The organism is Ureibacillus galli, assembly GCF_014836845.1.
In the GTDB taxonomy this organism is placed as follows: Bacteria; Bacillota; Bacilli; order Bacillales_A; family Planococcaceae; genus Ureibacillus; species Ureibacillus galli.
In genome coordinates, this window is sequence record NZ_JACSQA010000040.1 from 1 (window position 1) to 21,911 (window position 21,911).

At 33.6% G+C, this 21,911-nt stretch carries 26 protein-coding genes; 20 read left to right on the forward strand and 6 right to left on the reverse strand.

Features of this window, described 5'->3' with window-relative positions:
* Positions 1-75: 75 nt before the first annotated feature.
* Together H9636_RS17425 and pdxR are read right to left on the reverse strand one after the other, a co-directional pair.
* A complete protein-coding gene (locus H9636_RS17425; protein WP_191708838.1) occupies positions 76-813 on the reverse strand; it encodes a DUF421 domain-containing protein in 738 nt (245 codons plus the stop codon).
* A gap of 157 nt (positions 814-970) precedes the next feature.
* Positions 971-2,371, reverse strand: a complete 1,401-nt coding sequence (gene pdxR, locus H9636_RS17430) for a MocR-like pyridoxine biosynthesis transcription factor PdxR (protein ID WP_225230317.1) — start codon at positions 2,369-2,371, stop codon at positions 971-973.
* Positions 2,372-2,476: 105 nt separating this feature from the next.
* Between pdxR and H9636_RS17435 the strand changes: the two genes are divergently transcribed.
* The 3 genes from H9636_RS17435 (at position 2,477) to H9636_RS17445 (ending at position 5,281) form a co-directional block, all read left to right on the forward strand.
* A complete protein-coding gene (locus H9636_RS17435; RefSeq protein WP_191708840.1) occupies positions 2,477-3,019 on the forward strand; it encodes a pyridoxamine 5'-phosphate oxidase family protein in 543 nt (180 codons plus the stop codon).
* Between the two features lie 80 nt (positions 3,020-3,099).
* The gene (locus H9636_RS17440; protein ID WP_191708841.1) at positions 3,100-3,792 is read left to right on the forward strand and encodes an AIM24 family protein; all 693 of its coding nucleotides are present in this window, start codon (positions 3,100-3,102) and stop codon (positions 3,790-3,792) included.
* A gap of 571 nt (positions 3,793-4,363) precedes the next feature.
* Entirely contained in the window at positions 4,364-5,281 is a 918-nt protein-coding gene (locus H9636_RS17445; protein WP_191708842.1) for a DUF1835 domain-containing protein, read from the forward strand.
* Between the two features lie 26 nt (positions 5,282-5,307).
* On the opposite strand, the gene H9636_RS17450 is transcribed toward H9636_RS17445, so the two are convergent.
* The gene (locus H9636_RS17450) at positions 5,308-5,916 is read right to left on the reverse strand and encodes a LysE/ArgO family amino acid transporter (protein WP_191708843.1); all 609 of its coding nucleotides are present in this window, start codon (positions 5,914-5,916) and stop codon (positions 5,308-5,310) included.
* Positions 5,917-6,017: 101 nt separating this feature from the next.
* On the opposite strand from H9636_RS17450, the gene H9636_RS17455 reads away from it, so the two are divergent.
* The 4 genes from H9636_RS17455 to H9636_RS17470 all read left to right on the forward strand — a co-directional run bounded on the left by H9636_RS17455 (position 6,018) and on the right by H9636_RS17470 (position 9,929).
* Positions 6,018-7,445 (forward strand): aminotransferase-like domain-containing protein, encoded by a 1,428-nt coding sequence (locus tag H9636_RS17455; RefSeq protein ID WP_191708844.1) that lies wholly within the window; start codon positions 6,018-6,020, stop codon positions 7,443-7,445.
* Between the two features lie 477 nt (positions 7,446-7,922).
* Positions 7,923-8,783, forward strand: coding sequence for a RhaT/GlcU family sugar-proton symporter (locus H9636_RS17460; RefSeq protein WP_191708845.1), 861 nt, complete (start codon positions 7,923-7,925; stop codon positions 8,781-8,783).
* A gap of 18 nt (positions 8,784-8,801) precedes the next feature.
* Positions 8,802-9,587 carry a glucose 1-dehydrogenase gene (gdh, locus tag H9636_RS17465; RefSeq protein WP_191708846.1) on the forward strand — a complete coding sequence of 262 codons (786 nt, stop codon included), beginning with the start codon at positions 8,802-8,804 and terminating at the stop codon, positions 9,585-9,587.
* A gap of 117 nt (positions 9,588-9,704) precedes the next feature.
* Complete coding sequence (locus tag H9636_RS17470; protein WP_191708847.1) at positions 9,705-9,929, forward strand: hypothetical protein; 225 nt, start codon at positions 9,705-9,707, stop codon at positions 9,927-9,929.
* Between the two features lie 43 nt (positions 9,930-9,972).
* On the opposite strand, the gene H9636_RS17475 is transcribed toward H9636_RS17470, so the two are convergent.
* A complete protein-coding gene (locus H9636_RS17475) occupies positions 9,973-10,368 on the reverse strand; it encodes a VOC family protein (protein ID WP_191708848.1) in 396 nt (131 codons plus the stop codon).
* A gap of 190 nt (positions 10,369-10,558) precedes the next feature.
* On the opposite strand from H9636_RS17475, the gene H9636_RS17480 reads away from it, so the two are divergent.
* The 13 genes from H9636_RS17480 (at position 10,559) to H9636_RS17540 (ending at position 20,191) form a co-directional block, all read left to right on the forward strand.
* Positions 10,559-11,086 carry a GNAT family N-acetyltransferase gene (locus H9636_RS17480; RefSeq protein ID WP_191708849.1) on the forward strand — a complete coding sequence of 176 codons (528 nt, stop codon included), beginning with the start codon at positions 10,559-10,561 and terminating at the stop codon, positions 11,084-11,086.
* Positions 11,087-11,110: 24 nt separating this feature from the next.
* Complete coding sequence (locus H9636_RS17485) at positions 11,111-11,548, forward strand: GNAT family N-acetyltransferase (protein WP_225230318.1); 438 nt, start codon at positions 11,111-11,113, stop codon at positions 11,546-11,548.
* A gap of 29 nt (positions 11,549-11,577) precedes the next feature.
* Entirely contained in the window at positions 11,578-12,117 is a 540-nt protein-coding gene (locus H9636_RS17490) for a DUF1572 family protein (RefSeq protein WP_191708850.1), read from the forward strand.
* A gap of 320 nt (positions 12,118-12,437) precedes the next feature.
* A complete protein-coding gene (locus H9636_RS17495; protein WP_191708851.1) occupies positions 12,438-12,860 on the forward strand; it encodes a hypothetical protein in 423 nt (140 codons plus the stop codon).
* 168 nt (positions 12,861-13,028) lie between these two features.
* A complete protein-coding gene (locus H9636_RS17500; RefSeq protein ID WP_191708852.1) occupies positions 13,029-13,430 on the forward strand; it encodes a retropepsin-like aspartic protease in 402 nt (133 codons plus the stop codon).
* Between the two features lie 33 nt (positions 13,431-13,463).
* Positions 13,464-14,321 (forward strand): alpha/beta fold hydrolase, encoded by an 858-nt coding sequence (locus H9636_RS17505; protein WP_191708853.1) that lies wholly within the window; start codon positions 13,464-13,466, stop codon positions 14,319-14,321.
* A gap of 46 nt (positions 14,322-14,367) precedes the next feature.
* On the forward strand, positions 14,368-15,039 hold the full coding sequence (locus tag H9636_RS17510) for a GNAT family N-acetyltransferase (protein WP_191708854.1): 672 nt from the start codon (positions 14,368-14,370) through the stop codon (positions 15,037-15,039).
* A gap of 158 nt (positions 15,040-15,197) precedes the next feature.
* Positions 15,198-16,268, forward strand: a complete 1,071-nt coding sequence (locus H9636_RS17515; protein WP_191708855.1) for a branched-chain amino acid aminotransferase — start codon at positions 15,198-15,200, stop codon at positions 16,266-16,268.
* A gap of 208 nt (positions 16,269-16,476) precedes the next feature.
* Complete coding sequence (locus tag H9636_RS17520) at positions 16,477-17,226, forward strand: SDR family NAD(P)-dependent oxidoreductase (RefSeq protein ID WP_191708856.1); 750 nt, start codon at positions 16,477-16,479, stop codon at positions 17,224-17,226.
* A 125-nt stretch (positions 17,227-17,351) separates the two neighbouring features.
* Positions 17,352-18,005, forward strand: a complete 654-nt coding sequence (locus H9636_RS17525; protein WP_404817775.1) for an MOSC domain-containing protein — start codon at positions 17,352-17,354, stop codon at positions 18,003-18,005.
* Positions 18,006-18,205: 200 nt separating this feature from the next.
* Positions 18,206-18,661 (forward strand): helix-turn-helix transcriptional regulator, encoded by a 456-nt coding sequence (locus H9636_RS17530; RefSeq protein WP_191708857.1) that lies wholly within the window; start codon positions 18,206-18,208, stop codon positions 18,659-18,661.
* Positions 18,662-18,970: 309 nt separating this feature from the next.
* Positions 18,971-19,768: a metallophosphoesterase gene (locus H9636_RS17535; protein ID WP_191708858.1), complete on the forward strand. Its 798-nt coding sequence runs from the start codon at positions 18,971-18,973 to the stop codon at positions 19,766-19,768.
* A 162-nt stretch (positions 19,769-19,930) separates the two neighbouring features.
* Complete coding sequence (locus H9636_RS17540; protein ID WP_191708859.1) at positions 19,931-20,191, forward strand: DUF2164 family protein; 261 nt, start codon at positions 19,931-19,933, stop codon at positions 20,189-20,191.
* A 140-nt stretch (positions 20,192-20,331) separates the two neighbouring features.
* Here the strand turns inward: H9636_RS17540 and H9636_RS17545 are convergent, their stop codons facing one another.
* Positions 20,332-21,507, reverse strand: a complete 1,176-nt coding sequence (locus H9636_RS17545) for an MFS transporter (protein WP_191708860.1) — start codon at positions 21,505-21,507, stop codon at positions 20,332-20,334.
* A 119-nt stretch (positions 21,508-21,626) separates the two neighbouring features.
* On the reverse strand, positions 21,627-21,791 hold the full coding sequence (locus H9636_RS17550) for an aspartyl-phosphate phosphatase Spo0E family protein (RefSeq protein WP_191708861.1): 165 nt from the start codon (positions 21,789-21,791) through the stop codon (positions 21,627-21,629).
* Positions 21,792-21,911: the final 120 nt, after the last annotated feature.

Here is a 21,911-nt window from a genome sequence, read left to right on the forward strand (position 1 = left end):
TAGAGAAAGGTGAATTTGAGTTTCATCAAATTCACCTTTCTCACTATTTGAAGCTAGTTATGTCCCAGCCTCTTTTTAATTTTCATTTCCGGGTTTATAATTTGCCGGTTTTTTCTGGTCGTTTTTGTAAGGGTGTTTTGTATCGATGTCTAATTTCCCTTTTTCATTATACGTCGCAAGGGTAATATCAGACAATTGGTTCATATTTTTCGAATGTTCGTTTTTTAATTGTTTCTCAAGCCATTTACGATCCTTGTTTAAAAACTTTAAATTATGATCAAGTATTTCTCCATTCATAATAATAGGGATAGGAATAAAGGTGGGGGGAGCTTTTATATCCATATCGCTAGGCTGTAGAGGACGTGCATAAGATTTTGGAATAACACTTATTTGACCGCTATTTTCCATAGATACTAAAGAAATATCTTTCGGATTTGTATAGCCTTTTACTCGAAGTTCCGATAATAATTCCCCTGTTGTCATTTTTACCTTTCTTAAACCTTTTTCATCAATATCCCCATTTCTTAAGAGTACTGTTGGACTTTCCACTAAAAGCCATCGAAGTTTGTTATTTAACGTTAAGTATGAAAAGATTACATGTAATAAGGTGAAATTTAAACCGTAATAAAGAGCTCTGTAGGGGTTTTTTGTCACTAAAGGTTCAGCCACTATGGTACCGACAACTAAAATAAACATGAGATCAAAACTATGCATTTGAGAAATTGATTTCTTTCCAGATAGCCGAAGAAATAAATACCCCCCAACAAAAATCGCAAAAGGCTTCACAATATATTCTAAAAGTATATCGAACAATGATCATCGCTCCCTCTCACCCCATCTATCTCCAATATTTTAGTTAAATAATCGTAAGATATAGATGAACATGAAAGAATTCTTTAGCAATGAGATAGAATTTTTTAAATTAGGCTTTAAAATTTCCTATATCATAAGTAATCCTGTTTGCTCTTTTTTATTTAATCAGTTCACTTTCTCCTTTACATAGAGTACCTATTACTTTAATTCCATCTATTATTTGTTGTTCAGTTAGACCCCCAAATCCAAGCATAATGTAGGGGACATTCTCATTTTCAAACCAATGTTGACTTGGAGAATAAATGCAAATTCCTTTATCGGAAGCTTGTTGGATTATTTCCTCTGTTCGCCTACTTTTCAAATTAAGTAGTATATGTAAACCAGCTCGTTGACCAATAATTTCCCCATTTTCTCCGATTTGTTTGTTAATGGCTTCAAGCAAAGCTTTATGTTTGGCTTGATAAGTTACTTTCATTCGACGAACATGCTTTTCAAAAAATCCCTCTCTCATAAAGATAGCTAGAGCCCTCTGAATAATGGGAGAACAACTTTGACTCGACTGTTCTATCGTATTTTTCCCTTTTGAAACTAAACTTTCCGGGAGAATGATGTAGCTGCACCGAGCTGCCGGAAGAAAATTTTTAGAAAAAGTACCGCAGTAAATAACTCTGTCAGATTCGTCCAAAGATTTTAATGATGGTATTGGTTGGCCGATATAACGGAATTCGCTGTCATAATCATCTTCCACGATAAAGCTGGAATGTTCTTTCGCCCATGTTAAAAGTTTTAACCTTTTATTGATTGGGAGTACCATGCCTAATGGAAATTGATGAGAAGGAGTCACATAAACTGCTTTTGCTTTACTTTTTTGCAATTCCTCAATTGATATTCCATCTTCCTCAAGGGAAATGGGAGTCACTTGACATTGATATTTTTTTAAAACCGAGCAAACTTCCGAATAACCAGGATTTTCGATCGCCACTTGGTGGTTATGTAGCTCAAGTAATTGGGCAATTAATTGAATAGACTGCTGCGTACCGCTGCAAATGAAAATTTGTTCAGTAGAACATTGAATTCCTCGAGCTTTTGAAACATATTTTCTAATTTCTTCACGTAATATGATATCGCCTTGACGATCTCCATAAAAATAAACCTCATTCAAAGAACTTTCCAATGCATCGCTTATACATCGTTTCCATGTTTTTAGTGGAAATTTAGTTTTATCGATTGCTCCGTAATAAAAATCGACCAAGATTTTTGATTTATCATTGGTCGTTATTGTAGGGGAAGAAGGGGTTGTTATAGTTTGAGATATCTCTTCCATCGGTAAAACGAAAAGTCCACTTCTTGGACGGCTCTCCACATAGCCCTCCGCTAATAACTGTTGGTAGGCAGAGTCAATCGTTTGTTTACTAACCTTTAATTCGAATGCAAGGGTACGAATGGAAGGAAGTTTTTCTCCTACTTTTAACCGACCGGATTTAATTTCTAACTTTAAATACTCGTAAAGTTGGATGTAAAGCGCTTTTGATTCATCATTTTTAAAAAAGAATGCCAATGGAGATCCCTCTCTTCTGACCATGTATATTTTTTATAATCTGTCACTTATTGTTAGGACAGATTTCGTTTACGATCATTTTAACATGGTTTAGGAGGAATTAAGATGAGAATGAAACAAATGATTTGTCAAGACGAAGAAAAAATAAATACATTTCTATCCGAAGTAGAGACCGGTTATTTAGGATTATCGATACAAGACAATCCCTATATTGTCCCTTTAAATTATGTTTGGCATGAAGGTTGTATTTACTTCCATGGGGCAAGTGAAGGGAAAAAGATTGATATGATAAAGGAAAATTCGAACGCTACTTTTGTTGTGAGCGAAAATTATGGAACGATTGCCGACCCCATTCCTGCAAAAACAGATACAGCCTATTTAAGTATTATGTTGTTTGGAAATGTGGAGCTTGTAGATGACTTAACAGAAGCTACAACAGCAATGCAACATCTTTTAAATAAGTATGTACCAGGGTATTATCCGACAGCATTATCTCAAAACCATGTGGATCGATATCGCTCTTCCATGGGAAGTAAAACGACGGTATTTAAATTAGTGGTAAAAACGATTACTGCGAAGGAAAATGTCATGGTGGAAGAGAAAAAGTATTATAAGGGAAGGGAAATGGCTATGGATATAAAAAAATGATGAAGTAATATGAAAATCTTTGAAACTTACTTGCTCGTTATCCCGTATATGAAGAATATGGAAGGATGTGTCAGTGTCATATGAATAAATATTCGATTGCTGAATTTATAAAGAATACAGAGCAGGAAGATAAAGGGGAAGGATTTTTTGAATTAGAAACACCACGTTTGCTCGAAGTGAATCTGGACGGTCTTGTTTGGGCGAAAGCTGGATCGATGGTTGCTTATCATGGAAAGATTAAATTTGAGCGGGAAGGTATTTTAGAACATGGTATTGGAACGATGTTTAAAAAAGCCTTTACTGGTGAAGGCGCTTCCCTTATGAAAGCAAATGGGCAAGGAAAGTTATATTTAGCTGACAGTGGGAAGAAGATTATTATACTACACTTACAAAACGAAGCGATTTATGTAAATGGCAATGACCTCCTTGCCTTCGAACCTTCGATTAAGCATCAAATAAAATTAATGAGGAAAGTGGCAGGAATGATGGCAGGTGGATTGTTTAATATTCGATGCGAAGGAACAGGTATGATTGCCATCACGTCCCATTATGAACCGTTGACATTACGTGTAACACCAGGTAATCCTGTAGTTACCGATCCAAATGCAACAGTTGCCTGGTCAGGTAATCTTCAACCTGAATTTCAAACAGATGTTACACTTAAAACCTTCTTCGGAAGAGGGAGTGGTGAATCGATTCAAATGAGATTCGAAGGGGACGGTTTCGTTATCGTACAGCCTTATGAAGAAGTATATATGCAAGCACAAAGTTAATAGCAGAAACCAATCGAAGGGGGATTTTATCTCCCTTTATGCATTAGCATTAATCAAAAAAAGGATTAATGCTTTTTTTATGGAAATTATAAAGTAAGTTTATATTAGGGGAGATTCGTATTTTACAGAGAAAAATTATTACAGCATCGATTTCAGGATCTTTATTTGCAATTTTATTCGGTTTAACATTCCCTTATATTTTTGTTGAAGACATCAATTCGGTAGCTGATTATATTTCAGCTTTCATTTCCAATATGCCTCTTTATTTAATGTATAGTTTTCCAGTCATTTTAATCTATGGTGTCGTAACATCCATTTTAAGTGATAAAATCGGGGAATTATTATCTAAAAAAGGGAAATATCCATAAGTTGAATGGATTGTATCGGGAATTTTCCATATCATGTTTGGCTTCATATTACTTTATATTAGTTTACTTGCCGCTATTCTCTTTTTTATAGTTGATAGAATACTAAAAAAATATAATAAAAGGTTTCATTGGAAACAAGCTGTTAAAAGTCTGGCTATTCCAGTTGGTCTTTGGATTATTTTTATGGGGAAATATTGGCAATAATGCGTTTTCAACTGATTCAAAATGATTGGAGTGATGGACAAGTGGCAGAAGAACGAAACATACATAAGCAAAATATGGAACATTTGATGGCACTGGAAAATCGCAACGGTGTTGTCCATATTTGTACTTCAGAAGAGGTAGCTGGTGCTTTAAGATTTGCCCTTCAAAGTCCTAAGATTGTTATAGGATTTCCAGATTCTTTTTCGGTAGGACCGTTGTGGGCATTGAACGATAAAATCGGTCAAAATTTCCGAAAACAATGGCTATTCGATTGTTTTATTAATGAGGAAAAAGATGTTGACTATGAAAAAAATTTCACCAATACATTGTGTCAGATTAATTCCATACCAAAGCATGTTCCAATTTATATTTGGTACAGTAACAACGCTTGCGAACAAACGGGACTTCGTTATTATCTTTATTTAATGAGAGAAAAGCAAAATAAAGTCTTCCTGTTGAACTGTAGCGAACTAAATGATAATCCGAAACCAACTTTTCACTATACCGATAGATTAGATTCAAATATATTGAAGGATATTTTTGAAAAGAGCAAAGAGATTGAAGCTTTGTGTGACGAACATCGCTATCAATTACAAAGAGAGTGGGAAAAGCTCTCTGAAACAAAAGAAGTTTTACGTATTTGGATAAATGATGGTATACAAAGTGTTCCAGAAAATTATTATGATTTACTAATCATTGAAACAATTGAAAAGCTCCATCAACAACAAAGAGTGAAAGATTTTATTTTGTGTGGAATATTAGTCGGAGAAATATTATCAAAAATGGTCGAAACTGTGGATGGAATGATGGACAATCGTTTTTTAGAATATAGGATTCGACAACTAATAAACAATGGGGTATTTGAATCAAATGGAGTTCCTAAATCAATGAGACATTACAGTGTTAAAATGCGGTAATGTCTCTATGAAAGGTAGTGTAATTTCTAAGATATTAAACTAACGGCAATATAGATTGCAGTTCCCCAAATGAAGAGGGCAGAGCACTTGTTAAATAATTTCATTAATCCACCAGATTCGTCTAGCTTCTTCAACGCTGAGCCTGCTAATGTTAAGCCAAAGAACCATATCCAAGACACAGCGATACATGCTACAGTAAATAAAACTTGATCTTTTCCGACATACGTTAAAGCACTTGTCCCAATCACACCGACAATATCTAAAATAGCATGGGGATTTAACAAGGAAACAGATAAAGCAAAAAGAACTTGTTTATGTATGGGTAAAGCTTGATTCGCTTCTGTTGGTGAAGTTGGTTCCGTTCTCCAAATGGAATAACCCATATATAATAGAAAGACAACGCCTACGATAATAAGACTAAATCGCAACCATTCAAATTGTAAAACAACCACTGATAAACCGAAGATTGCTAATAAAATTAACAAAGTATCACAGACTGCTGCCGTAATCGTTGCTGGCAGTGCTCGAATTAATTTTGGTTGAGTAGCCCCTTGGGAGAAGACAAAAACGTTTTGTACTCCTAATGGCAATATAAGACCAAATGCTAAAACAACCCCATGAAGAATCGCTTCCATATGATCAACTCCTTTCCAACTCTATGATACTATGATACAACTAAAAGGAAACAACCAATTGGATGGATTTTTATCCACCCAATTATGAAGGAGGTGATCATTTGAAGTGGAAACCAAACCGACATTCCCATTTAACGTTACAAGAACAAATTATCGATTGGATGAAATCTAGAATTGAGTGTGGAGAGTGGACGGTCGGCACAAAGATTCCTACACAGCGAGAACTTGCAATACAATTTCAAGTGAATCGAAGTACTGTCCAACTTGCATTAGATGAATTAAAGGCAGACGGGTTTATCGAATCAAAGGTAGGATCAGGCATCTATGTGGCCAACAATTCGTGGAATGTGTTACTAAATGGTTCTCCACCAAATTGGCAACAACATATCGATGCAAGTATTCATAAACCAAATTACCATACGATACAGCTGATTAATGAATATGAACAATTTCATCATGTCATCCGACTTGGCACAGGAGAAATAGCACCTGAATTACTTCCAACAAAATTACTTGAACAATCATTAAAAGAAATTGTATTAGATGCAAGATCAATTGGTTATTCATCACCCCTAGGTAATGAAAAGCTACGAGTACATTTATGTGAATATTTAAAAAAACGTGGAATTCAAACGAGTTCCGAAAATATTTTAATTGTTTCCGGAGCACTTCAAGCGCTTCAACTAATTGCTGTAGGATTATTAGAAGAAGGTTCTGTCATTTTCCATGAACAGCCGTCGTATTTGAATTCCGTTCATCCGTTTCAATCAGCTGGAATGCGTATGATTTCTGTTTCGAAAAATGATCATTTAAAATATCAATTAATGACCTTTAAAAGAAAAAGACAATCATTATTTTATACTGTTCCAACATTACATAATCCAACAGGTTATAATTGGTCTTTAAAAGAAAAAGAAGATTTATTTCATGTATGTAAAGAACTACAAATACCTATTATTGAAGATGATGTTTACCACGAATTACTATTTGATACGACTTCTCCTGCTATTAAATCATTCGATCAATCTGGGCAAGTATTGTATATCGGGAGTGTATCAAAAACTTTAAGTCCTGGATTGCGTATTGGATGGGTAGTAGGACCTTCTTCAGTTATTGGGCGGTTAGCTGATATAAAAATGCAAACAGATTATGGTTCTAGTGCTATTTCTCAAGAAATCGTTTCCCACTGGCTTTCTACGGGATTATACGAACAGCATCTAGTTGAACTTCGTCAACAATTACAGTTGAGAGCATCCTTTGTTGAACATATACTAACTGAACAATTCAAAGACATCGCAACATGGAAAAAGCCAGAAGGTGGTTTTTATATATGGCTTAAATTCCATAAACCAATTGTTAATAAAGCACTATTTTTAAGGTTACTTAAGGAAAATATTCTAATTAACCCGGGTTATATTTACGATTCCAACGATTCTCATCATATTCGGCTTTCTTATGCGTATGCATCTTTTGAACAATTAAAAGTTGGATTAAATACATTATTTAAAATGATTCAACATAACAAATAAAGAAAATGGAAAGGAGAATAGTAATTGGTTTGAAATATTATATTTTTCTTCCTAATTATCTCCCTAATCATATCGAATGTTCTATTAATTAATAAAAGGAAAAAGGGTGGAATTACTTTGATTAAAAGTGCACTACCTTCAATATGTTTTATATTGATTGCCATATTAAACATAGTCGCCATTTGGTTTGATTGGTTAGGTTTAATAAGCTGGATGATTACTGTTATTTTGTTAATAGTTGGTGCATATTTCATGAAATATTTAACAATTAATCTAAAATGAATAATTCATTTAGTAAGAGGACGTTAATCCATCATTGTCATGGATTAACGTTTTTTTTATGTCAATGTATAAATTTCTGTTTCTAAAACAATATAAGATGTACAATTTCACTTTCCTTTTCGTCATTGGTTGAGCTATGAAAGTAAATACAAAGTAATGAAAATCTGACATCATTTAAACAGGAAGGTTTTGATCATGGATATTCTTTTAGCGGTTTTACCGGCCATATTTTGGGGGAGTATCGTACTGTTTAACGTGAAATTGGGGGGAGGACCTTATAGTCAAACCCTTGGTACTACGTTTGGTGCTTTAATTTTCTCCATTGGTATTTTTATTTTTACACAGCCTAGCATTACGCCCCTTGTCTTTATCATCGGTATTGTATCCGGTTTGTTTTGGGCACTCGGTCAAGCAAATCAGCTGAAAAGTATTGATTTAATCGGCGTCTCGAAAACGATGCCCATTTCTACAGGGCTTCAATTAGTGTCCACTACTTTGTTCGGGGTAATTGTTTTTAAAGAATGGTCTACCATGACATCCATTATCCTTGGTGTTTTAGCTATTATTTTCATCATTATTGGGATTATTTTAACATCCCTTCAAAGTAAAGAAGAGCAAGTCGCTGAAGAAACAAAAGGGAACTTTAAAAAAGGAATTGTGATTTTATTAATTTCTACTTTTGGTTACTTAGTTTATGTAGTAATCATTCGTCTATTTAATGTGGACGGATGGACGGCTTTACTACCACAAGCTATCGGTATGGTAATTGGTGGAGTATTGCTAACGTTTAAACATAAACCATTTAATAAATATGCAATACGTAATATTATCCCAGGTCTTATTTGGGCTGCAGGGAATATGTTTTTATTCATCTCGCAACCTCGTGTAGGTGTCGCAACAAGTTTTTCCCTTTCACAAATGGGAATCGTCATTTCTACTTTAGGCGGTATTATCATTTTAGGTGAAAGAAAAACGAAACGTCAGCTAATAGGAATCATTATTGGAATAATACTAATTATCATAGCTGGAGTTATGTTAGGTCTCGCGAAAGTTTAACTAGGAGGGTATTTCAAAATGTATAAAGATTTAGAAGGAAAAGTAGTTGTTATAACAGGTTCTTCCACAGGTCTAGGAAAAGCAATGGCAATTCGTTTTGCAATGGAAAAAGCAAAGGTAGTTGTCAATTATCGTTCGAAAGAAGAAGAAGCTAACAGTGTATTAGAAGAAATTAAAAAGGCCGGCGGAGAAGCGATTGCAGTAAAAGCTGATGTTACCGTAGAGTCTGAAGTTGTCGATTTAGTTCAATCTGCTATCCAACATTTCGGAAAACTGGATGTAATGATCAATAATGCAGGGTTAGAAAACCCAGTCCCATCCCATGAGATGACTTTAAAAGATTGGAATCGAGTAATTGATACGAACTTAACTGGTGCATTCATTGGCAGCCGGGAAGCGATTAAATATTTTGTTGAAAATAATGTCAAAGGAAATGTGATTAACATGTCGAGTGTTCACGAGAAAATTCCATGGCCGCTATTTGTTCACTATGCAGCGAGTAAAGGGGGAATCAAGTTAATGACCCAAACTCTAGCGATGGAATACGCACCAAAAGGGATTCGTGTAAATAACATTGGTCCGGGGGCTATTAATACACCTATTAATGCCGAGAAATTTGCTGATCCGGTTCAACGTGCAGATGTGGAAAGTATGATTCCAATGGGGTATATTGGAAAGCCGGAGGAAATAGCAGCTGTCGCAGCTTGGCTTGCTTCTTCTGAATCAAGTTATGTAACCGGAATAACGCTCTTTGCTGATGGTGGTATGACGTTATATCCATCATTCCAAGCGGGACGTGGATGACGAAATTTATTCATGTATAAATATAAAACTGGTGGAGAAAAAAATTTTTTCTTCACCAGTTTTTAAATGTAACTTTTTCCTTCTTATTCAGTCTAACTGTTAAAGTAGGTGGTCATTTTGAAGTTCTATTTAATTATCGTATTGTTATTTTATTTATTTTGGATCAGTATTTCCTGTCTTTTTCCTGATGTAAGTTGGTGGTCAATCTTTTCGGCGAATCGCTCAACTCATACTCCTTTAATGGAACAAGTTTCGATTATTAAACTTACTGTCTCTATCCTCATTATTGGCGGATTGGGTTATGGGTTCAATCGTTATTATACATATGGAAAAAAAGAATAGACAACATTTGGAGAAATACAACTTAAAGGACAAGAGACGAAAATTAGGGAGCTACTACTTCTACCTTAATTCTGTCAGGGTCTTCAAAAAAGACCGCATAATGCTCTTGTCCCCCTGCAAAAGGGTGTTTATCCGTATAAAGAATTTTTACGTCGTTTTCTTTTAACATTTTCGTCAACTTGTCAACCTGTTGGCGGGAACTAGCGTGAAATGCTAAATGATTTAATCCTACTCTACGTCGGTGATATGGTACATCCATAAATGGTTCGTCCGTTTGAACAAAGACGATGTAAGTTTCTGCAATTTTCCAACTTTGCCCCATTTCCCATCTTTGAAAGGGTTCATAACCTAATTCCTCTAATAGCCAACCCCAAAATGTAACGGAACGCTTTAAATTAGAAACATTGATTTCAATATGGTGTATGACTCCTTGCTGCATTTTTTAGCCTCCTTTAATACATCTTTATATCATCACTTTAACAGAAGAAATAATATTTAGGTAAACGTTCTTTTTAATAAAGGTAAAAAGCTATGATTTATCGAAATAGATTACATGAGAGGGATTTATGAATAAAAGTGTTTGATTGGAGAATGTAAAATATAAATAGGTATGTAAAGGAGAATTTTAGATGTTTCCTATTTTAGAAACGGAACGGCTAATTCTTAGAGAAATAACAAAAGAGGATGTTAAAGAAATTTTTGCATGTTTTTCAAATGAACAAGTTACACGTTATTATGGAGCAGAACCTTTCCAAAAAATCGAACAAGCAGCTGAACTAATTGAGCACTTCTCAAAAAACTATGAGGAGAAGCGAGGGGTACGTTGGGGAATCGTTAAGAAAAAAACAAAACGCTTAATCGGTACAGTAGGATTTAACACTTGGTCTACCACACATAAACGAGCAGAGATTGGTTATGAGATACACCCTGATGAATGGAGAAAAGGCTATACTACTGAAGCCGTTTCTAAAATTTTATCCTACGGTTTCAATGAGATGGGGTTGACCCGAATAGGGGCAGTAGTTTTTACTGAAAATGAAGCTTCAAACAAGTTATTAACTAAATTAGGATTTCATACAGAAGGAATATTAAAGAACTATATGTACCAAAGCGGAATTCCCCATGATACATACATTTACTCTATATTAAAAAATTAGCATTCAAATGAAGGAGTATCTTGAATGGCCATTGAAATAAGAACTGTAATGCCTATAGATTATAAACAATTAGTCGATTTAATGAAGGATCTAGGGTATCCAACCACTTTTGAAAAACTAATTGAGCGATTTGACATAATCAAAAATCATGAAGATTACAAAGCTCTAGTTGCTATCGAAGGAAATAACGTCATAGGTTTTGCAGGGATGTGTAAAGCCCTTGCCTTTGAGTTTGATGGTATTTATGTACGGTTGCTTGCTTTTGTTGTGAAGTCTAATCAACGGGAAAAAGGAGTAGGCAAAATGCTTCTAAACGCTTGTGAACAATGGGCAATTGAAATAGGAGCAAAAACAATCACTTTAAATAGCGGTAATCGGAAAGAACGGGAAGTAGCCCATTCATTTTATAAAAGAAATGGATTTGAAGGTAAGAGTACAGGTTTCATTAAAAAATTAATTTAGACGTATTTTTCGAGAGGAAGAGAACAATATTGACAATCGGAAACGAATATTTGAAAAGCGTCGTTGGAAGATTTAACAGTGTAAAAAAATTAGGTGATGATACAATCCGACAATTGACAGAAGAAGATTTGCATTGGGCTTATCATGCAGAATCTAATAGCATTGCCATCATCGTAAAACATATGAGTGGAAACATGGTATCTAGATGGACAGACTTTTTAACAACAGATGGAGAAAAGGATTATCGTAATCGGGATGACGAATTTACCGACGATATTTCTTCTATTGCCAAACTGAACGAAATATGGGAAAAAGGTTGGAATACATTAATCGATACATTAACAAGTTTATCTGAACGGGATCTATTGAAAACAATTTATATTCGTGGTGAAGGGCACACAGTGATTGATGCGATTGAAAGACAATTATCCCATTATTCTTATCACGTCGGTCAAATTGTCTTTATAGGCAAAATGATAAAAGGAGAACAATGGAACAGTCTTAGCATACCAAAGGGAAAATCAAAGGAATATTTACAGGAAATGCTTGAGAAACATCAAGGGAAGTAACAATTTCATACGGAGCGAAACGTTAATCTTTTATGGTTAACGTTTTTTTTATTGGAGAAATTAAGTCTGTTCCTTTTTTATCTAAATAATTTTAAACGCCTATTTTTTTCTCCAGCATTATTTTAAATAGAGTGATATTCATTATAAAAATCCATTTTATTGAAAGGGCAATAATAAAACTTATTGCATCATATGCTAAATTACATCGTAGAAAGTGAAGTTTTTTATCAATTTGATGTGGAGAGTTCTTGTAAAGAAGATGAATGTAATCTAATAAATAAAGTGCACTATTTGTCAAATAAATGAAAGGAGGAAATTCATTGAAACATCTTTTAAAACTTTTTTCTTTCTTACTGTTCGGGGTGATCTTAGTTGCCTGTTCCGATGATAGTCGTTATTTAATTCGAGCTGACGTACAAATTGTAAATGAGGATGAAAGCCTTGAAGAAGAGGAAATGATTTTGGATATTATTACGTTAGATTCTATTAAAAGTATTATACACGAGGTAGATTGGGAACAGGAATCGGATGAAGAAATGGTTCGAAAGGAAGATGTTTTAGTTACCCTTTTTTATAAAGAAGATGAAAATTCTCCAGAACAACTTTTCCTATATCGCATTTGGTTCCATGAAGACCAATCCGTTTCAATCATTAGTAATAATGAAGAAGAAGGTTATGGAACTTTAGACGAAGAATTCGGTATTAAATTAAAAAATATATTGACGAATGGACAAATAGATTAAGGAAAATTAAGAACAATAGTGTTGATTCTACTAAAACAATCATATATTGGTGAAACAAGAAACGGGTATATAACATATCCGTTTTTAATTTTTTCTATAAATGGTTATAACTAGTAATACCTTACAAACTATTTACATTAAAGTTCGCCATAGGGGTGGGTGTTCATAATGAAAAAATTAATCTTTGATGAAGGACTATTGTTGACGGATATGGAATTAACCTATAAAGGAAAATCGATTCATCTTCAAAGAGTATTAGTCGATACTGGTTCTGCCACTACGATTATTTGTTCTGATTATGCTGAAGAGATTGGAATTGTTGCAGAGGAAAATGATCCGATTTATCGTATTTGTGGTGTAGGTGGTTCGGAACTAGTTTTCTCCAAAACGATTGATGGCATTAAAATCGGGAATATGACTGCGAAGTCTTTTCCAATTGAAGTCGGCGCAATGGATTATGATTATCAACTGGATGGCATTATTGGCTTAAATTTACTAAAAGAACTTAAGGCAATGATTAATATGGGGGATTTATCATTAAAAATAGAAAACTCAACACTCTCTAGTTAATCAATTAGAAAATAAATAGGGAGGAAAATAAACATGTGGATCCAACAATTTGTTGAAACAACCAGGGGAACCTTTGAGATTTTCGTAAAGGGAGTGGGGGAACCTCTTGCTATGACTCATTTGTATTCGGAGTATGATGAGAGAGGAACAATCGCTGCCAACCCTTATACTGCTTATTATAAAGTATATTTAATTAATCTTCGTGGAGCAGGAAATTCAGTAAAAGCTTTAAATGTACATCAATATAGTATGGAGGAGTCGGTTCTTGATTTAGAGTCGATAAGGGAGACTTTAAATATACAGAAATGGGGATTTGCGGGCCATTCAACAGGAGGAATGCTCGCTTTAAAGTATGGTATTAACTTCCCCCTATCTTTAACAAAACTTATTGTTGGGGGAGCTGCTGCTAGTTATGAATACGGCAAGGATCCGAAGTGTATTTATTGTACCGAAAATCCGAATTATAAAAGAATAATAGAAATTATGGATCGGTTAAATAGTAAGGAAACAACGATTGAGGAAAGAAAAAGTTTAAGCTATGAGTGGTCATTAATGTCATTTTATAAAGAAGAAAAATTAAAACAACTGTTGACCCAACCAAATAGCGGAAAAACAGTTGGAGAAAGATTACAATATTTTAGAAAAATAGAATACCCTACATACGATGTTAGAGATGCATTAAAACTTGTGAATATACCTAGTTATATATATGTTGGAAAAAATGATAGTCAATGTCCTTTAAAATTTAGTGAAGAAATTGCAGCTCTAATTCCACAAGCAAATTTAACGGTATTCGAAGAAAGTAACCATTATCCATTTTTTGAAGAAGAAGTGAAGTTTAAAGAATTTGTTATAAGCACTTTAAGTGACATAAAAACGACCTCATCATAACAGAAACAAACATAATCATTCATTTACTATGAAAAGGAGAAGGAACATGGAATATATTCGAATCACAAACTTGCATGACCCATTATTTAAAAAAATGCATACACTTTTAGGGGAAGTTTTCCCACCTGAAGAAGTATTGGAGTTTAATCTTTGGAAAGAGCCTTTGGAGGATCCGAGTATTCATGTATACGTTGCAGAGCATGATGGTGAAGTAGTAGGCGCAACAGAATATCGTTATTATCCCCAATGGAATATTGCAATGACAGATTTTACAATTATTGGACAACCTGGACTAGCTATTGGACGTTTCCTTGCTGAAAAACGACAAGAGGATTTACATAGGTTAGCCGAGGAAAATGGAAAAGTATTATATGGAGGATTTGCTGAAATTTATAATCCATATTTAAGGGAAGACGTTGAATTTGGTGGAGTTATACCTATGAACCCTTATGTTCGAAGAGAAGTTTTATCCCACCTTGGGTATAAGCGGCTGGATTTCCCATACATTCATCCTTCATGGAAAAATGATGGAGAACCGGTACTGGGTCTAGATTTTTGCTTTATGCCTACGGACAATCGTATCACAGAAATCTCCACGGATATAGTTGTAGATTTTTTAATGGATTATTATTCTGTATTATCAAATAAACCTAAAATGTGGTTTGAGATGTTAGATTTTTTAAAAGCACAAAAAAAGGTAAAATTGCTTCCGTTGTAGAAGAAACGATTAACTTTTGCTAGAATAATTAACCTTTTGAAAATTGTTTCGGAACAAATGAAAAAGTTTTACTAGATTGTTTATTAAAAAAGTGTAATATTAATCTATAGAAGTTTTATAGTGTAAAATTTCGGAACATTCAATTTTCAATGGAGGCAATGACTATGTTAGACATCCGAATAGAATTAACAACAAATCCAAAGGAAAAACCAGCTCCAGACGTATTAGGGTTCGGTCATTATTTTACGGACCATATGTTCGTCTTAGATTATACAGAAGGCATTGGTTGGCACGACGGAAGAATCGTACCTTATCAACCCCTTTCATTAGATCCATCTGCAATGATTTTCCACTACGGACAATCTGTATTTGAAGGTTTAAAAGCATATGTAACAGTGAATAATGAGGCGCTTTTATTCCGTGCTGACCGTAATTTTAAACGTTTAAACAATTCGAATGCTCGTTTGTGTATCCCCGAAATTGATGAACAATATGCATTAGAAGCATTAAAACAATTAGTATCAATTGATCGTGAATGGATTCCGAGCACGCCTGGTACATCTCTTTATATTCGTCCATTTATTATTGCAACGGAACCAAATTTAGGTGTTCACCCTTCGAAAAATTATCAATTTATTATCATTATGTCTCCATCAGGTTCTTATTATAAAGAAGGTATTAATCCTGTTAAAATCATGGTTGAAGAGCAATTTGTCCGTGCAGTAAAAGGTGGTACTGGTGAGGCCAAAACAGGTGGTAACTATGCAAGTGCGTTAAAAGGTCAACAAATTGCAGATAAGGAAGGTTACTCCCAAACACTTTGGTTAGATGGGAAAGAAAATAAATATGTTGAAGAAGTAGGAAGTATGAATATCTTCTTTAAAATAAATGGAACAGTCATTACTCCTGCTTTAAACGGCAGTATTTTACCTGGTATTACACGGGATTCCATGATTCAAGTATTAAAATCGAAACAAATTCCAGTTGAGGAACGTCGAATTTCAATTGATGAGGTTGTGGAAGCCGCGCACCAAGGTACGCTTGAAGAAGTATTTGGAACTGGAACTGCTGCTGTTATTTCTCCAGTGGGTGAATTAAAATATTTAGATGAAAAAATTATAATTAATAATGGAGAAATCGGTGAAGTTTCCCAAATGCTTTATGACACATTAACTGGTATTCAAAACGGTAAGATTGAGGACACGTTTGGCTGGACAATTCGATTATAATTTCTATCAATATTCCTCGATTTTCTGATAGGCTAAATCGTAACCCTAACAAAAATACTTTGTTAGGGTTTTATTATTGGATAGTCTAGAAGTCATGTTAAATGTCGAAAGTAAAATGATGATTGTGAGAAATTTGTTTATACTAATATAGATTCATTTTTCTTTTTTAGATTATAATACTTCTTACAATTAAATGGAGGAATTTACCTTGAGTAAAGTTGCGATTATTACTGGTGGCGGTAGCGGTTTAGGACAAGCAACTGCTGTTCGCTTAGCCCAAGAAGGGGTTCACATTGTCGTTGTAGATGTGAGTGAAAAAGGCGGAAACGAAACGGTAGAAATGGTAAAAAAATTGGGCGTTGATTCAATTTTCATTAAAGCGGATGTATCAAAACCGGAGGAAGTGAAAAATTATGTCGATCAAACAGTGAATCACTTTGGGACGATTGATTACTTCTTCAATAACGCTGGAATTTCTGGTAGTGGTAAGTTCTTTTTAGACACAACATTAGAGGAAATTAATCAAATTGTCGGTATTAATCTACTTGGTGCTCTTTACGGTGTACGTTATGTTGCTGAGATTATGTTGAAAAATGGTGGAGGTTCTATTGTTAACACCGCTTCAAGCGCTGGTGTTATTGGACAAGACTCTGTTGTAACTTATTCCGCTACAAAACATGGGATTGTTGGTTTAACAAAAAGTATGGTAGCAGAATATGCAAAAGATGGTTTACGAGTAAATGCAATTGCCCCTGGGCCAACAGAAACGCCAATGGTAAAGACTTTTTATGAAGCAAATCCTGAAATGAAAGAAAATGCAACACGTGGAATTCCTCAAAAACGCTTAGGGACCCCAGAAGAAGTAGCTGAACTTGTTACTTTCTTGTTAACTTCAAAAGCTGAATATATAAATGGTGAAGTGATTCGAATTGATGGTGGCTTCACAAATACTAAATAAAATATTTTATTTTATAGAAAAGAACTAAGTTTGCATCCAGACATGATGTCTAGATGCTTTTTTTCTATTTACTGTTAAATTTTGTTATAATAAAAGAACTATATGAATGAAAAAGGAATGATCTGATGATTGAACTAAAAAACTTTTCAATCGGTTTACCGAAAAAGATGAAGTACGGAAATGACTTAGAAGTTTCAACAGCCATTTGTAAAGAGAAAGTAGATGAAGCGTTTTTAACAAAGGATGGTTTTATAGGAGATGGTGTTGCGGATTTAAAACATCATGGTGGACCGGATCGGGCTGTCTGTGTTTACCCTTATGAACATTATAAACTTTGGGAAAGAGAGTTTGGTCATGTCCTTTCAGAATCTGCATTCGGAGAAAATATAACCGTAACAAATATGTTAGAAACATATGTTCATATTGGGGATATTTATCAACTTGGAGATGCGGTCATTCAAATAACGCAAGGGAGAGTTCCTTGTAGTACGATTACAAAAAGAACTAATAATCCTCTTATTATGAAAAGAATGGTTGAAACAGGTTTTACAGGATATTTATGTCGAGTTTTAAAAGAAGGAAAAGTATACAAAGACTCCGAAATCCGCTTAATTAAAAAGCACCCAAAACAAGTATCCGTATTATTTGGAAATGAATTATATTTTCATCGTCCAAAAGACATAGACGGGATTAAAACGATGCTGGAAGTAGAGGAACTTGCAGAGGAATGGAAAGAGTATTTAACGAAACGATTTAATAAATTAGTCAGTTTAAATTAAAAGATTTTGCAAATTTACATAAGATTTTGCGGGATTCTACTTATGTCTCTGAAGTTTTTAAACAAATCAAAAAATTTATCGAAAAGATGTAACCTTTTTCTCCCTTTGACAGTCTAACATTTAGGAGAAGTTTCTTATTCATATTTATTTAAGAGGATAGAAATATAAAAAGTAAATTAACGACTTTTGGGGTGGTATCGATGGATCGTGACTTTATAATTCAAATTGCATCTGAAAATTTGAAAACAATAAGGAAAGAGCACAATTACACTCAAGACAAAATGGCAGAAATATTAGGAATACCAAAAAAAACGTTAGTTCAAATTGAAAAAGAACGGACTCTTGCAGATTGGACGACTGCAATTGCTATTTGTGCGCTATTTCGAGAAAGCTGTATTTTACAAAATCAAATGGGTGGAGATCCGTTGGAAGTGATTGAATTAACCGTCCACGATGTCATTATTCGTCCGCAGGAAAAAACAATGGGTGGACATATTATGTGGAAAAACATTACGGAATATAAAGGGTTCAAACTTCAAAGAAATTTATTAAGTAAACATTTTCGTATTCTTGATGATGAAAATTATCGACTAATTAGTACCTTTGATGAGCGAGTGGCGAAAGAAAAATGGAAAGATATTCAAAGAACGATTTAAGCCTATTGGTAAGAAATTAGAACTAGTGTAAGCTACATAATCAGAAAATCATCTGTTTTGACATACCAAATAATAGGCTATAGATTCATTTCAATGTGAAAAAGATTAAAATCAATCACCTATTCGGAGGTGATTGATATATTTCACATAGACTACATTAAATTTCTTCATAAATAGCGATTCCTTCAAAATTACGCTTCTTCATTCTTCTGCATACCTTCATTCTGATATTCCAATACTAAATTGTAAAGAAAAGATAATTTGATAAAAATTCATCGTTCTATTGATATGTTGAGAAGGGAGATTTCCATGAGATTCGAAGTTGGCGAAGGGATTGACATCATAGGGGATATTCATGCTTGTTTTGATGAATTTCTTTTACTTCTTAAAAAATTAGGTTATCAACAAAATAAAAAAGGATATTTCAACCACCCCAATGGAAGGAAATTGGTCTCTTTAGGGGATGTAATGAGTAGGGGACCTAAATCTATTGAATCAATGACTTTCTTCTTAGAACACGTGGAAGCAGGACTTGCCTATATGATTGATAGTAATCATGGATGGAAGATTGCCCGGTGGTTAGACGGGAGGAACGTTCAGCTTCGTCATGGTGATGAAAATGTGGCTGAAGAATTTAAACAATTCGAAGAAAAATATGGCACTAACAAAACGAAGGATTTAAAAGCGAAACTAAAGAAATTGCTTATGGATGCACCTTCCCATTACATTTTTACCGAAAAAGGAAAAGAGAAACTTGTTTGCACTCATGCGGGAATTAAAGATGAATACATCGGAAAAGAAAATAATAAAATTAAAAATTTTTGCCGTTATGGGGATGTTGCAGGAATGGACGAAAAAGGAAAACCGATAAGACGGAATTGGTTTGAAAAACATGATAATAAATTACTAATTGTATGGGGACATGATCCAAAGCCAGAACCATTAATTATAAATAATACGATTAATATTGACCAAGGGGTAGTTTTCGGAGGAAAGTTGACATGTTTTCGATACCCAGAAAAACAATTCATTTTTGTTGAAGCAATGAAAAATTATTCCGGAAAAAACGATTTAAATAATCCTTTATATAAGTATGAAACACATTAAGATGATAAAAGGTTGTTACAAATAGTAATAACCTTTTATTTTTTTATACTTTTGTCTATTTTTTAACAAATTAAGGATATTTTCACAAGGTATTAGTAAAATAATGGGAATTGTGTTATATATAATGTTAGTAATAAAAGAGAGAGAAAAGGGGGAACGTTTGTGAGTTCAAATATTTCAAAAGAGCATTATCAGTTATTTAATGAGATTCAGAACTTTTTTTATAATGAAATGACCGTAAACCTATCTGATCAAGAAGTAGAAAAGCTCCTAGTTTTTATTCAAGAAACTGTATCACCCTATTTATATAACTCCATTTTATATGATGTGTTTCGCATTATTGAAAAACAATGTGAGCACATTGAAGAAGAAGTTTTAAATTTAGAAAAATCGCAAAAGCATGGAAAGTATCATTACAATTAATTTTTTATAAAATTGGAAAATATATTTACATATTATTTCGTGGAATAAGAGCTATAAGATAGAGAAATGTAAACTTTATCTAAAGCTCTTACGATTCCACACTTCATCCTCAATTCCTCTGCATCCTCAATTTATCAACATTACTTATTCTTTAATAATAATGTACTAACAAATCCGAAAAATAAAATTAAACTAAAAACTGTAAAAGCAATTAAAGTATTCGTTTTATGGAGAAGTTGAGTCGCTAACATAGGTCCCACACTTGCACCGATAAACAAAATAAAGGCATTCAATAAAACAGCTGTAGCCCTCTGACCTTCCGCCTGTTGTTGAATTAATGTGATATTCACTGGGACAAGCAATGCTATACAGGCAACGAAAAATAAACTAAAACTTATGGCCATGACAACATTAGAAGTAATACCCATCATAAACAATGAGAATCCGGCAATAAGTAAACTCCCTCGAACACTTTTAATTATACCGAACTTCATTGTAATGGAATTAGCTAAAAAGCTTGTAATAACAGCCAGTAATCCAATACCTCTTATTAAAAGAATTTGGTGCTCCGTAAAGTTGAATGGTGGCGAAGATAAAAACTTATCTAACATTGTATACATTCCGATTAAGGAAAATAGCAAAATGAAAGAAATTAAAAAGGAAATACAAAGGGATCGTTTTTTAAATAACGCTTTCATATTCATAAAATTTGAAAAAGTTGAATTTTTTTGTTTGGTAAATTGTTCTTTGGGTAAATAAAATATTGTGAGAAGAAAAGTAATAAAATATAGTATTCCTAATATAATAAATATAGTCTGCCAGTTAAATACTGAATGAATAATGGAAGAGAATACTTGAGCTGCAACACTAGCGAGTAAAAATGAAGAGGCGACAATTCCTGTTGTCTTCAACCTTTTTTCTTGAGGGAAAATTTCTGCAATATAAACAAGTGATATGGGAACGAAAGCGGAAGCACCGGATGCTTGAAGTATACGAAGTATAATAAAGAACACATAATGATCTATAAAGCTACATATAATGGTGAAGATTGTAAGTAAGGAAATTCCGATAACTAAAAATACTTTTCTACCAAATTTATCTGAGAGTGGTCCATAAATAAAACTTGTTAATGCATAACAAAGGGAGAACGAACTGGTTAACCAGACAGCTTGTGTTTCATTAATGTGAAATTCCTCCATCCATGTAGAGATAAGGGGAATGGTGATATACATACACATTAATATTGTTAATCCTGCCCAAAATAAAATGAACGTAACAAGTGAATGGTTAAAACTTTGCGACCTTATCCGATTCATTTTTTTCTCCTAACTGTGAAATTTTACGGTTTATAAAATCCCAGTTAAGCAGATTAACTCTTGCTTAACTGGGATCATATACAAATAAATATTGTAATGTGATAATAAAAATTCCTCCTTTATGCTGCTTTATGTAAATAAATATTTAGCAAAGCATCTAATTCCTGGCTACATGTTACAGTTTCAGGGTGAGTAAAGCCTAAATTGTTTGCTTTTTTATACATATCCTTTCTTTTTAATTCAATAAGTAGTTTTAAAATTTGTCTGTAAAATTTACTTCGCATTTTAACTAATTCCTCCAAATTTAGTATTATATTAAAATTTAATAGATTTGTAATTTACTTTAGTAATTGTATATCACTTAACTTAAAAATAATGTCGGTTCGTGGTTGAAAAAACGGAAT